We start from the raw sequence: 13,047 nt of genomic DNA, 5'->3' as shown, positions 1-13,047 counted from the left end.
TTCGGAGTACTGCATGCCGGCGAACAGCGGGCTCGCTTGCAGGGCTTCGTAGCGCTTTTTCAGGAACTTGATGTTGTCATCGCCCCACACGAAGCTCATGTGCGGAGTGGTGTTGATGAACGAGCGAGGGTTCTTCAGAACGCCTTGCTGAACCTGCCAGGCCCAGAACTGACGGGACACCTGGAACGCTTCGTTGATCTCGACGGCTTTCGGGATCGTGACGTTGCCTTTGTCGTCTTCCGGGGTGTAGTTCAGCTCAGCCAGAGCCGAGTGACCGGTACCGGCGTTGTTCCAGCCGTTGGAGCTTTCCAGGGCGACACCGTCAAGGCGCTCGACCATTTCCATCGACCAGCTTGGCTCCAGCTCATTGATCCACACACCCAGGGTGGTGCTCATGATGCCGCCGCCGATCAGCAGTACGTCAACTTTCTTGGCCTCTGCCGCATGAACGGACGTCAGCCCCATCGACAAAGCCAGCCCTAGCAAGGCCGTGTTCACTTTTTTAAACATCTGTTGCACCTATGATAAAACGCCTTCCGCCCGCCGCTTTTATCTGTATGCGATCCGCTTTGATGACGCTCAGGCTGGCGTCGCAGATTCCGGCACACTTCAATTTTGACGGGTGGGCACACAAGGCCGACATGCTGCATCGACCCCAGTTAATGTCCCTTCTGAACTGACTTCTTATCATTATTGGCTCAGCTACTTGAGCGACAGGGATTCCGTCGGCCCGCCCTAAAGGCAAGCAAACTGAATAAGGTCAAACCAAGTTGGCGCGAAGAATATCACGTCAGGGCAAACCCGCGCGTCTGTTCCCGACTTGAGAGTCTTTTTCCGCTCTGGGCGTTATCGGCCAACCGGCGCTGAACATGAACCGGTGAAGGCTGTGCCCGCAGCCGTCGAGCTTTTTCAGTATAGATACCCTGGCGCTTCAGTGCGTGCGGCCGCTGCCGTATCGATAAAGAATCTGCTACGTTGTACGATGACTGACAAATTCAAAACAATTGATCAGTCATCAACCCGATAACAACAAGGAAACACCTCATGACCAAGACCAGACTCCTGATCGGTTTTCTCTGCGCCTTCAGCGGATATGCCATGGCTGCTGCCGCCCCGGCGGAAAAAGATGTCGCCCAAGCGGTCGATCATCTGACCCAGGCGATGCTGCACAAAGACATCGCCGAGTTGAACGCGCTGACGGCCAGCAACCTGACCTACGGCCATTCCAGCGGCAAGATTCAGGACAAGAAAGAATTCATCGCCGACATCGAAACCGGCAAAAGCGCGTTCAAGACCCTCGAGATGCAAAAACAGACCATCACCCTGTCCGGCGACACAGCGCTGGTGCGTCACCACTTTTCCGCGCAGGCGTTGAAGGGGACTGAAGTGGTGCCGACCGAGATCGAGAACTTCCAGATCTGGCAGAAGCAGGACGGCAAGTGGTTGCTGGTGGGGCGGCAGGCGTTCAAGTTCTGATTGGACTAAATCTCCTTCAGATTAATCAATCGCGAGCAGGCTCACTCTTACAGGGGGTTGGGCGGTGTTAACGCAACTCAGGCAACTGCACCGCCCACTGTGGGAGTGAGCCTGCTCGCGATGAAGGCAGATCAGCCACCAAAAATACAATTGCCCAACCCCACTGTCACAACCGAAACCGATCCACCGACTGCGCCAACTGCCCCGCCAGGCTCGACAGCTCATCTGTCGTATTCGCCGTCTGGCCGATCACCCGGCTATTGCCCTCGGACATCCCCGCAATCATTTCCACCTGATGGGCAATCTCGTTACTGGCCTGGCTCTGCTCGCCAATGGTGCGGGTAATGTCGTTGACCAGTTGCGTGGTGCTCAACGTCGCCTCGAGGATCTCGCGAATTGCCCGCTCGACATCGGCCGTCACTGCCATGCCCTTGTCGACCTGCGCCACACCCGCCTCCATGCTGCTGACCGCCTCGCGGGTGCTGTGCTGGATGCGCGCGACCATCGCGGCGATTTCCTGGGTGGACGCACTGGTCCGCGCTGCCAGACTGCGAACTTCATCCGCCACCACCGCAAACCCCCTGCCCTGCTCGCCCGCCCGGGCCGCTTCAATCGCGGCGTTGAGCGCCAGCAGGTTGGTCTGGTCGGCGATGCTCTTGATCACCTGAATGATGTTGAAGATGGCTTCGGATTCCTGATCCAGCGTGCGGATCACCTGCGCCGACTGCTGCGCCGAGCGGGCGATATCGTCCATGTCGTTGACCACTTGATGAATAACCTGCCCGCCATTCTTCGCCAATGATTCAGCCTGATTGGCCATGCCCAACGCGCGCTGGGCGTGACGGGTGATTTCCTCGATGCTCGCGGTCATCTGGCTGGCCGCTGCGGCCATGGTCCCGGCGGCGACACTTTGCTGCTGGCTGCTGTCGGCGACCTGATGGCAGCCGTGGCTCAATTGTTCGCTCATGCCGCTGACGCCATGGGCATTGCGCCGCACCACGTCGATCATGTTGCGCAAATCCCTTTGCATGGTCGCCAGGGTGCGAATCAATACGCTGGCCTCGTCCTTACCGGACGGCTCGGCAATCGGTTCACTGAGGTTGCCGTGGGCGATACTCTCGGCAATCCGGCTGGCCGACCGCAGCGGCCCCAAAATGCTCAGCATCACCCACCGTCCCTGTGCCAGCAGCAATAACACACTGGCGATCAGCACCACCGCGAGGGCGAGATTTGCACTGCGAATCGCCGATTCGGTACCTTCACTGGTCTGTCGGGTATTGGTTTCGATCTGTTCGCTTAGAGCCGCCATCTGCTCTTCGAGTTGACTGAACGCGGTGTTGAACGTGCCAAGTTGCTGCTGCGCCGCATCAGGGTTGTCCAGCGCCAGCCCGACAATCCGCTCGGCTGCGTTGATATACGTGTCGAGGCTCGGCTTGATCTGCTCCAGCGCCGTGCGCAAAGTCGGGTTGATCGGCAACTTGAGGTTTTCATCAAGTACCTCATGGAAATGCCCGGCGTGCTCGTTGATCGAATCGCGAACTTCGGCCGCCGTGCCGGTACTTTTGCCCAACCCCACCAGCATTGCCGAGTAAACATCGGCGCGCAGGGCGTCGTGCATCATGTCGGCTTCCATGTGGTTGCGCAGCGCACTCATGCTGACCACATTGTCGCTGACCGCCGAGGCCATCCGCAGATTGCCGACATAACTGACCAGACTGACGATCAACGCCGTCAGCAGGCTGGTAACAACCAGCAACACTAAACGCAATTTTATCGACACCGTGAATTCCTCCCAGGGAACGCTCGAAAAGCCTTGCAAGACCTTGAGTTAAGCCCATTTACGCCGGTCTGCCGTGTCAGAGCATGTCAACGAGTGTCTGGGCGGGGCGGCAACCCGCGCAAAACTTTCGGATTGTGCGATGAGTCTCATTTTGCAAGGCAGTCGGATCCAGCCTTCATCGCCCGTTAACTCTAAAGAGCTATTGAATCGATCCTTCTGAACACTCGTGCAGCAAAAGGAAACGCTTATGAAACGCGCACTATGGTTGGGTTTACTCGGTACCTTCGCCCTCGGCACGGCCCAGGCGGCGACCGAAAAAGTTGCGATCAACCTGGTCAGCGCCGATGGCGCACCACAGGCAATCGGGGCTATCACTATCAGTGAGACGCCTTATGGCCTGCTGTTCACCCCCGACCTGAAATCCCTGCCCGCCGGCGTGCATGGCTTTCATGTCCATGAGAACGGCAGTTGCGAGGCCGGTGTGAAGGATGGCGTTAAAGGCGCCGCACTGGCAGCCGGCGGACACTTTGATCCGCAAAAAACCGGTAAACATCTGGGCCCTTACGCTGACGGCCACTTGGGTGATTTGCCGGCGGTTTACGTAACCGCTGACGGTATCGCCAACTATCCCGTGCTGGCCCCACGCCTGAAAAAAATCTCCGAAGTCAAAGGGCATGCATTGATGATTCATGCCGGCGGCGATAACCATTCCGACATGCCCAAGCCCTTGGGCGGTGGCGGCGACCGCATGGCCTGCGGGGTAATCTGACTCCACCATGCAACCGGGCAACCCACACGGCGTTGCCCGCTTCTCTCTCATAAACCTCTACGGAACTACCACCCGCTGCGCCCCTCTGACGTTATGTAGTACTTCCCTTTTTGCTTCGCGCTTGTGGAGGAATACCGTCATGCGCAAGTTAGTGCTCGTTTCTTCTTTACTCTTATGCCTGCCAGTCGGTTCAGCGCTGGCCCGTGTTGATGCGGGCGATGTCGCCACCTCGGCAGGTGTCTCCGCGTCGCTGTACTCGACCTTCAAGGATCACAAAATGGTGATTCCGGCCCGTGACGACTTGTCTGCATTTGTCGCCAGCGGCGGGGCCATTCGTGGGGTTTATCTTGAGTCAGTGCTGCAACAGGTTCGTCAGGACAATCCCGGCATCGATGCCAGCGATGAAGACCTGGCCAATGCGATTCTGGTGCATTACGAAGGCCTGAATCAGTAATTGCCAAGGATGCGGCGGCCGATGGACGGCAACTGACGGCGCATAGGCAAAACGGTCCGACGGCCTCTATGATGGAGGCCATGACGACTCTTGCGCCAATGCGCTCACCCTGCCCGCCCGGCGCCTGCGATTGCGGGCGCGATCCGTTGCTGGAAATGCCGGATGCGGATTTGCGCATCCTGCTGCTGACCCGCGAGCAAGAAAAAATCCTCCTCGCGCGCCTGGAACACCTCAAAGACCTCGCCGACCTCCAGCATCTACAAAAACGTATGTTCGAGCAGTTGGGTATTCGTGTCGAAGTCTCGCCAGGTTTCCACGAAGTACGCACCATGTTGGGCATCGATATTCAGATCGAGGAACTTCCAGGGCTCTGCCGCAAGACTCGAAAGTCTATCCCGGCAGCGATTCGCCGTAGTCTCAACAACAACCCCGAGATCGCCTTCGAACTGCTCAACGCCCACGACTTGCTGCGCGACACCTGATCACTTTTTCATGCCGACCCGTTTGCGCATCTCGGCGGTGATGCTCTGACGGGTTTTCTTCATGTCCGCCCATGGCTCGTCGCCAACCTCCGCCAAGCGCTCATGCACGTTGTGCACATTCCACTGATTGCCCCCCTTGATCTCGGCCACCTCCTCGCGAAACAGCGGCACCGAGACCGGCAAGCCTTCGCGCGTCCGCGCGGCATAAGCGCAAATCGTAGTAGCGCCGAGTCCGTTACGCAGGTAATCGATGAAGATCCGCCCGACGCGATTTTTCGGCCCGGAAACCGCCGAAAACCGGTCTGGCAATAGCTTTGCCATGTGACTGACGATCGCGTGGCTGAAGTCCTTGACCTCATCCCAGCCCAGCTTGCGGGTCAGGGGCACCACCAAATGAATACCCTTGCCACCGCTGGTCTTGAGGAAAGCCTTGAGCCCCAATTCATCCAGCACCGTCAGGGTCAGCGCAGTGGCTTCGACCATGCTTTTCCATGGCAGCGCCGGATCCGGGTCGAGATCAAGGACAAAGCGATCGGGCTTTTCCAGATCAACCGTGGTGGCATTCCAGGTGTGCAGTTCGACGGTGCTCATCTGCACCGCGCCGATCAGCGCTTCGGCGTTGTTGATCAGCATGACCGGTTGGCCGGTCACGTCCTTGTCCAGCGTGGTGATGCCTGGGATCGCCAGACGTTCGGCGTTCTTCTGGAAGAACAGTTCACCGGCGATGCCATCCGGCGCACGCACCAGCGCCACCGGGCGATCCTTGAGTTGCGGCAGGATCCATTCGGCGACGCTGGCGTAATACTCCGCCAGTTGCATTTTGGTGGTGCCACTGACAGCGTCGATCACCCGATCCGGATGAGTGATGCGTACCTTGCCGTTGGCCAGGCCGAGTTGCGATGGCGCGGTCTCGGTCGTTGCCGGTTTGCTGGCGGCGGCTTTTTTCGGCGCTTTCTTTGCGGCGGTTTTGCTCTCAGGTGTCTTCACGGGCTTCGCTCGCTCCTCGGTGATGCCCTTGGCCGGCTTGTCATCGCGCAAACCATGAAACACCGCGTGGCGTACCGAGCCGTCCTTGGTCATTTCGGCGAACGCCACTTCCGCCAACAGTTTTGGTTTGAGCCAGTGCACGCCTTTGGCTTCAAAACCGCTGGGCGGATTGACCACCGCCGCCGTCTTCACCTGCAATGGTTTGAGCTGGGCAAGAATGCTTTTCAACGTTGTTTCATTGAAACCGGTGCCGACCTTGCCGGCATATCTCAACTTGCCACTGTCGCGATCATGCAGGCCCAGCAGCAATGCGCCGAAGGCACTGCGCGAACCCTTCGGATCGGTGTAACCGACGATCACGAATTCCTGGCGGTGTTTGCACTTGAGCTTGATCCAGTCACTGCTGCGGCGCGAAACATACGGCGAGCCGATGCGCTTGCCGATCAGGCCTTCCATCTTCATCTGGCAGGCGCTGTTGAGTAGTGCATCCGGGGTTTCATCGAAGGCTTCGGAGAAACGCAGCAGGGGTTGTTCATGGGCGCCCAGCACCGTGGCCAGCGCCGCGCGCCGTTCCTCAACCGGTACTTCACGCAGGTCGACGCCGTTGAGGTAAGGCAAGTCGAACAGGTAATAAAGGATGTTGGCGCTGCTGCCGGAATCAAAGGCATTTTGTAGCGCCTGAAAATCCGGCACGCCTTGCTCATTGGCAACCACCATTTCGCCGTCGAGCCAGGCGGATTCGAGGCCCAGCGCGGCCAACGCTTCGGCCTGTTTCGGCAACTTGTGCGTCCAGTCGTGGCCATTGCGGGTGAATAGCTGCACCTGATCATGATCGATTCGCGCCATGATCCGGTAGCCGTCGAACTTGATCTCGTAGCTCCAATCCCCTTCCGGCGCACTGTCGACCAAGGTCGCGAGTTCCGGTTTCAGTTGCGCGGGGATTTTTGCCTTGTGCGCTCCCGTCAGTGTGCCCGACGCCTTTTTGCGAGGTTTGGCTGCGGTCTTCTCCAGGGGCTTGACCTGCTTGGCCGCAAGCTTGGGTTTATCGACCAGAGTGCGCTCGCTCAGCACGCTGTCCGGCTCGGCGACCAATACGTCGTAATCATCCTGCGGGCGGGCGGCATTGTCCCGATGCTTGATCAGAAACCAGTTCTCCTTCTTGCCCGGCATGTGCGTGCGTACCAGATTCCAGATCCCGGCGAGTTTTTCGCCTTGCAACTCGAACTTGAGCTTGCCCTTGGCGTAAGCCTTTTGCGGATCTTCCAGCGGAATCCACACACCGCGATCCCAGACAATCACATCCCCGGCGCCGTAATGCCCCTCGGGAATGCTGCCCTCAAACGTCGCGTAATCGAGCGGATGATCCTCGACATGCACCGCCAGACGCTTGACCTTCGGATCAAGCGAGGGCCCTTTTGGCACCGCCCAGCTCTTCAGCGCGCCATCGAGTTCCAGGCGAAAGTCGTAATGCAGGTGCGAGGCGTCATGCTTCTGGATGCAGAACTGCAGGGCGTGATCCGCAGCAGTCTTCTTGCCCGAGCGCTTGACGGCGGCCGGTTCCGACGTTGCCGAGAAGTCGCGCATGCGGTTGTAGTCGTCGAGATTCCTGCTCATGACGCACCTGCCTTGTTTCAGCCGATTCGGGTCACTGTCAATGCGACCACGGCAATCCGGTCGACTCGCTGATAACCGGGGTTCAACAGTTCTTCACCGAACACGTCGGGATCGATTTCGTGGTAGGTCCAGCCAAAGCGCGTTTCATCCAGTCGCGGCAACACGGTATCCAGAAACGGATCACGGCCATCCACCATCGCCACCCCGGTGTAAAGCAGCAACGACCCGCCCGGTGTGAGCCGATTGAGTGCCTGCTCGACGATACGCAGTGACAGTCCGGCCCCCAGCGTTCCGCCGCCATGTCGATAGGCTCGCGCGGCCGGATCGGCCATGTACGGCGGGTTGGCGACGATCAGATCGAAGTCGCCATCGACACCCTGTAACAGGTCGCTGGCGTGCGCTTGGACGTTGGCCACTTCCGCCAGTGCGGCGTTGATCGTGGTCAGGCGCAGAGCGGCGGGATTGATGTCCAGCGCCAGCACTTGTGCTTCACGGCGGGCGCGGCCGATCAGGATCGCGCCGACACCGGCGCCGCAACCGATGTCCACGGCGCGATGGATTGGCGCAAAATTCTGCTGCAGGTGCGCGTGAATCAATTGGGCGAAACGATAGGTATCCGGACCGAAGAAAACCGAATCGGCCGCGTCGGTGGGGAAAGCCGAATGCACGAATAGCAAGTCGTCCAGACTCGACCAGCGCACACGACTTTTCAGATGGCCTTCATAGCTGTCAATGACCTGGGCATCCTGCAATTGCCGTTGTTCGTCAGCAGACAGCAAGCCCGGTTCGAAGGGGCGCGACCAGCCAAACACATCACGCAGGGAATCGGCGAACTGGCCCTCGTCGCGCTGGTTCACTCGCTGATGGGTCAGCGGCGTCGGCGTGGTGAAACGGTAGCCGTCGGCCTGTAAACGCCGTCCCAATTGCAACAGTACGAGGTCATTGGTGGACAGTTGTTCTTCCTGATTCATGGATGATGTCCTTATGGCAAACAAGATTTGAGTTCGATGAACCGGCGGGTTGCGAGTAGCCCGGCGGGATGCGCATGCCGCGCTGGCGCGAGCCAGGGGATGAGCGCTGTCATTTGTGCGTGGCCATCCAGTCCTTCCAGCGCGGCGTTGAGCTGCTGCACATCGGGATCCTGTTCCGGCACCTCGATCGGTGAGTTGGCCGGCGCGCGTCGGCGCAACGCGGTGGCTTTTTTCACGGATTTCCAGTCACCGGCTATCCAGTCGTGCACCAGTTGCTTTTCGTAGGCGCTGAATACGCCGAACATCGCAGCGCCATCGCCATCGATCAATTGCCAGAAGCGACTGTTCTGTGGGTCCTCGTGGCGTTTGATCCAGCCTTTGTCCTGCAGCGCTTGCAGGAAACCGGGCAAATGTTCCGGCTCGGCCAGCCATTGGTTGACGGTTTTGCCCTCGAAGCGGCAATAGTCCGAGTGCATGTGCTGGGCGAACGGGCACTTGCGTTCGAGCATCGCGAGCAATTCGCCTTCGAGATCAAACCCTGCAATGATCGCGCGACTGCCCTGCCCCAGATCATTGAGCCGATATCCCAGCGACACCCGACGCAGGAAATCAGCGCGATCCGCTTCAAGCGGCAACAGATCCAGCACGGCCTGCACGGCTTTTTGCGCATGGCCGGTACTGGCGTTGTCGATGGTCACGTGCAGGGTGAAATAGTACGGATCGATGCCCAGTTCACTGAGTTCATAGCTGCTGATGAGCAAGTGCAACGGCAGTTGTTCGTAACCCAGGTTGTATCCGATCACCTCCGGCAAATACTCATCACCGCAGGCGCCGAGCGCAAGTTGCAGCGCGCCTTGCAGGTAACGTTCATCATCAAGCGGACTGGCATGTTCAAGGTCGTGTTCGGCCAGCAGTTTGCGGTAGATCACCACATGGTTCTGTGCCGGATTGCCCTCGCCGAGTTCTTCCAGATAGGTGCACAGCAAACCGCTGAAACGCGGGTCACGCCAGTGCTGCAACAAGCCGTATAACCAGGCGCCGTCAACCAGCTTGGTCGGCGCCACCGCTTGCAGAAAATACAGCGCGTGGGCCTTGCTGGTGAAGAATTGGCGGGGGCCGCCGGCCTTGCGTTGTTGCAGATAGTCCGCGTACTGACGGGCAACATCGGCACAGTGCGCGGCGACCCACGTGTGCCAGGCAGAAGTGTCTTGCGGCAGCACTTCGGGCAACTCTGTGGCACGTTGCAACTGTTCGTTCAAAAATGATTGCGCGAGTGTTTGCGGGCTTTCCGCCCGCAACAGCGTTTCATAAATGCCACGGATATTTCCGGCGGGATCCATCGCTTGTGCTTGGGCTGGCACAGATTGCAGGGGTGTCAGGACAGTCATGGCAAAGTTCTCGGTCGGTTGGCAGGACGCTGTTTCGTACGCCTCTACAGCAGCAGAGAGGCGGCGCGTGCCAAAAATTCAATCGACGTGAAAATTGCCCGGACGGACGGCGAGCCTCCGCCCTTGGAGTGGCTGACGAAGGCTGCGATATTTCGGTCTTGGTTTATGCCGTGCCCTTGGTCTGCTGCTCCAGATGCACCTGCAACTCAGGATCAATCTGCAACGCCGCCGCCAGTTCATCCAGGTAGTTACGCTCGGCGTCCTGCTGGTCATCCACCAGCATCACGCTGGCCAGGTACATTTCGGCGGCTACCGCCGGGTCGTTGTTTGCGGACTGCGCGACCTCGTTGGGGTCGAGTGGTTTGGCGACCTCTGCATCCAGCCATTGTTGCAGTTGGGGATCCTCGGTGTGCTTGCCGATTTCGCTGCTGATCAGGTGTTTTTCCGTCTCATCGATGCGCCCGTCAGCCTTGGCTGCAGCGATCAAAGCACACAACACGGCGTGGCTGTGTTCTTCGATTTCCGGGCCGGCCAGCAGATTGGCCGTCTGTGGCGTCTGTTGCGGTGCGTTGCTGGCCTGGCTGCGCTGCCAGGCTTGATACGCCTGGAACGCCATCATCCCCAAAGACGCCAGCGCTGCATAATTGGTCCCGCCTGAACGGCTTTGCGTGCCCGCGCCGCCACCCAACGCACCGCCCAAACCGCCACCGCCACCGCCGCCGAGCAGTCCACCGAGCAAGCCACCCAGACCGCCAAGCCCTCCGGCCGCAGATCCGCCACGTGTACCGGTGGAGCCCGCACCACCGAGCAAACCGCCCAACAAACCACCGAGACCGCCCAGGCCGTCGCCGGCCGAAGTGCCACTTTGCTGGCCCGCCGAGTTTCTTCCCCGCAGCAGTTGTTCAAGCAAATCGCTGGTGTTCATGACGTCATCCTCAAGCATTGGCATTGACTGCGTCTGGCAACGATAGACCGCTGCGCGGGTTGCGCCAGCACCGTTTGGCCGACAGAGAAAAGTCCTACAGATTTCGCCCACGTATTTTTTTGCGGCCAGCTAAGATTCAAGGATGGTGAACCTTATACCGGCCAAACCGGTCGATAGCTGCAACCCCGACCCGGTTTGCCGGCGCCCTTGCTGCTCAAGGGTGATACCCGGCTTGTTTTACTTTCTGGAGAACGCCCCCGTGATATCGACCGTCCACATTGCCAGGCTCAAGGCCTGGGGTGCCCATGGATTTACCGCGACCGGCGTGGTTACGGCGTTTCTGGCCACCCTCGCCCTGCTGGAAAACCAGCCCGTCCACTGCTTGATGTGGCTGGGTGTGGCGCTGATCGTCGACGGACTCGACGGCGCACTGGCGCGTAAGGTCAATGTGCAATCGGTGCTGCCGAGTTTCGACGGCTCGATCCTCGATCTGGTGATCGATTACCTGACTTACGTATTCATTCCTGCACTGTTTATCTATCGCTATATTCCGCTGCCCGATTACACATTGCTGCTGACGGTGTCGCTGATTCTGGTGTCATCGCTGTTCTGCTTCTGCAACGTCAATATGAAGAGCAAGGACAACTACTTTGTCGGGTTTCCGGCTGCGTGGAATGTGGTTGCGTTGTGTCTGTACATCATCGGGCCTGGGCCATGGATTACCTTCCTGACGGTGATCGGGCTGGCGTTGCTGACGGTGACGCGGATGAAGTTCCTGCACCCGTTCAGGGTGCGCCGGTTTATGCCCATCAACATTGCCGTGACGGCGATCTGGTTGTTGTGCAGCCTTTCACTGGTGCTCAACCACCCGGTAATCAACCCGATGGTGATGGGTTTGTGGTTGCTGATGTCGGCATATTTTCTGGGGATCTGCATCTGGCGCACGGCATTGGAATGGTTTGATCGCTCGCAGTTGAAATAGGTACGAGCCCCCCCCTGTAGGAGTGAGCCTGCTCGCGACAGCGGTGTGTCAGCCAAGAATTTTTTGACTGAATGACCGCAATCGCGAGCAGGCTCACTCCTACAGGGAATGTTCTTTGAATCTGGGCTAGCGCTTGGTAACCACCACCTCCAGATAATCACTTGGCACCACCAGCGAGTCCTGCCCCGCCCGGTTCAACCGGTTCAGCAAATCCGCCAGATCATTTTCCAGCGCCTGACCGCTTTCCGGCGGCAGCGCCGCAAACGCCTTGTGCACCGGCCCGTACCAGTGCCGGAAGATATCGATGAAGTGCGCCGCCGAGCGATAGCGAAAGTTGAAGCTGCGGCGGGTCACCTGCACGACAAAATCCTTATCCTTGAAGTGCTCGTGCAGCCACGCTTCCGTACCCCAGTTTGATGGCGGTTGTGCGCCGGCAGGTGGTGGCAGATGGCGGCCGAGGGTTTTGAACATCTGGCCGACGAAGCCTTCCGGCGTCCAGTTGGCGAGTCCGATCCGCCCGCCGGGGCGACAGACCCGCCCCAGCTCAGTGGCAGCGGTGGCCTGATCCGGCGCGAACATCACCCCGAACGTGGAAAGCACCGCAGCAAAACTGCTATCGGCAAACGGCAGGGCTTCGGCATCGGCGACTTGAAAGGTCACGTCCAGATGTTCGGCCCGGGCACGATCCTGGCCACGTTCCAACAGAGCGGCGACATAGTCGGTCGAAGTGACCAGACACCCCCGCCGCGCCGCCGCCAGCGTCGCGTTACCGTTGCCAGCCGCGACGTCGAGCACTTGTTCATCGCAGCGCAGGTCGCAGGCTTCAGCGAGGTTTTCGCCGACGATCTGCAAGGTGGTACCGATCACGGCGTAGTCGCCACTGGCCCAAGCGACTTTTTGGCGTTCTTTCAAGGCAGTGAGATCAATCGGGGTACTCATGAATGGGTGCTCCGCTACAGGTTGGATCGAACGTTACCGGGCGGTGGCAGGTTCTGCTGAGCCTGCTGCTGCACTATCGCGCCGCGTCCGATTGGCGTCCCTGTCAATCGTCCGGCGAGCCTGTAAAACAGGCGCTTCGCCGATGAATGGCGGGATTTTGTAAAGCCGTCGAAACACTCACAGGGATTGCCAGCGCCCAGAGCAATCGGCATTCACCCATTCCTGCTCCCCGTAAGGAATCTTTCCGCGCCGGGACAACGACCAATGGCTCATGGTGCGT

12 protein-coding genes and 1 pseudogene are annotated in these 13,047 nt (G+C 59.2%); 5 read left to right on the top strand and 8 right to left on the bottom strand.

Going from position 1 to position 13,047, the window contains the following annotated elements:
- Nucleotides 1-510 (bottom strand): malate:quinone oxidoreductase (locus ACIOVB_RS16090; RefSeq protein WP_401269261.1); only part of this gene is annotated, 510 nt, incomplete at its 3' end.
- Nucleotides 511-1,044: 534 nt separating this feature from the next.
- On the opposite strand from ACIOVB_RS16090, the gene ACIOVB_RS16085 reads away from it, so the two are divergent.
- Entirely contained in the window at nt 1,045-1,476 is a 432-nt protein-coding gene (locus ACIOVB_RS16085; RefSeq protein ID WP_401269258.1) for a nuclear transport factor 2 family protein, read from the top strand.
- A gap of 166 nt (nt 1,477-1,642) precedes the next feature.
- Here ACIOVB_RS16085 and ACIOVB_RS16080 read toward each other — a convergent pair whose 3' ends face one another.
- Together ACIOVB_RS16080 and ACIOVB_RS16075 are read right to left on the bottom strand one after the other, a co-directional pair.
- Nucleotides 1,643-2,368: a methyl-accepting chemotaxis protein gene (locus ACIOVB_RS16080; protein WP_401269288.1), complete on the bottom strand. Its 726-nt coding sequence runs from the start codon at nt 2,366-2,368 to the stop codon at nt 1,643-1,645.
- 132 nt (nt 2,369-2,500) lie between these two features.
- Nucleotides 2,501-3,256: pseudogene (locus ACIOVB_RS16075) on the bottom strand (MCP four helix bundle domain-containing protein); the annotation flags it as partial.
- A gap of 247 nt (nt 3,257-3,503) precedes the next feature.
- Here ACIOVB_RS16075 and sodC point away from each other — a divergent pair.
- The 3 genes from sodC (at nt 3,504) to ACIOVB_RS16060 (ending at nt 4,961) form a co-directional block, all read left to right on the top strand.
- Nucleotides 3,504-4,025, top strand: coding sequence for a superoxide dismutase [Cu-Zn] SodC (gene sodC, locus ACIOVB_RS16070; RefSeq protein WP_401269255.1), 522 nt, complete (start codon nt 3,504-3,506; stop codon nt 4,023-4,025).
- Between the two features lie 139 nt (nt 4,026-4,164).
- A complete protein-coding gene (locus tag ACIOVB_RS16065; protein ID WP_187677095.1) occupies nt 4,165-4,479 on the top strand; it encodes a DUF2388 domain-containing protein in 315 nt (104 codons plus the stop codon).
- An 80-nt stretch (nt 4,480-4,559) separates the two neighbouring features.
- Nucleotides 4,560-4,961 carry a hypothetical protein gene (locus ACIOVB_RS16060; RefSeq protein ID WP_401269252.1) on the top strand — a complete coding sequence of 134 codons (402 nt, stop codon included), beginning with the start codon at nt 4,560-4,562 and terminating at the stop codon, nt 4,959-4,961.
- On the opposite strand, the gene ligD is transcribed toward ACIOVB_RS16060, so the two are convergent.
- From ligD to ACIOVB_RS16040, 4 genes are all read right to left on the bottom strand, one after another.
- Nucleotides 4,962-7,562, bottom strand: a complete 2,601-nt coding sequence (ligD, locus tag ACIOVB_RS16055; protein ID WP_401269249.1) for a DNA ligase D — start codon at nt 7,560-7,562, stop codon at nt 4,962-4,964.
- 17 nt (nt 7,563-7,579) lie between these two features.
- Nucleotides 7,580-8,533 carry a methyltransferase gene (locus ACIOVB_RS16050; protein WP_401269246.1) on the bottom strand — a complete coding sequence of 318 codons (954 nt, stop codon included), beginning with the start codon at nt 8,531-8,533 and terminating at the stop codon, nt 7,580-7,582.
- Nucleotides 8,534-8,544: 11 nt separating this feature from the next.
- A complete protein-coding gene (locus tag ACIOVB_RS16045; RefSeq protein WP_401269243.1) occupies nt 8,545-9,921 on the bottom strand; it encodes an iron-containing redox enzyme family protein in 1,377 nt (458 codons plus the stop codon).
- A gap of 163 nt (nt 9,922-10,084) precedes the next feature.
- Nucleotides 10,085-10,846 carry a tellurite resistance TerB family protein gene (locus ACIOVB_RS16040; protein WP_401269240.1) on the bottom strand — a complete coding sequence of 254 codons (762 nt, stop codon included), beginning with the start codon at nt 10,844-10,846 and terminating at the stop codon, nt 10,085-10,087.
- A 259-nt stretch (nt 10,847-11,105) separates the two neighbouring features.
- On the opposite strand from ACIOVB_RS16040, the gene pcsA reads away from it, so the two are divergent.
- Entirely contained in the window at nt 11,106-11,828 is a 723-nt protein-coding gene (gene pcsA, locus ACIOVB_RS16035; RefSeq protein WP_103306921.1) for a phosphatidylcholine synthase, read from the top strand.
- Between the two features lie 126 nt (nt 11,829-11,954).
- Here pcsA and ACIOVB_RS16030 read toward each other — a convergent pair whose 3' ends face one another.
- A complete protein-coding gene (locus tag ACIOVB_RS16030; protein WP_401269235.1) occupies nt 11,955-12,767 on the bottom strand; it encodes a class I SAM-dependent methyltransferase in 813 nt (270 codons plus the stop codon).
- Nucleotides 12,768-13,047: the final 280 nt, after the last annotated feature.

This window comes from Pseudomonas sp. NPDC087639 (genome assembly GCF_044743385.1).
GTDB lineage: Bacteria > Pseudomonadota > Gammaproteobacteria > Pseudomonadales > Pseudomonadaceae > Aquipseudomonas.
Note: the sequence above shows the minus strand (reverse complement) of the source record. Positions and strands in the feature narration are given on the sequence as shown.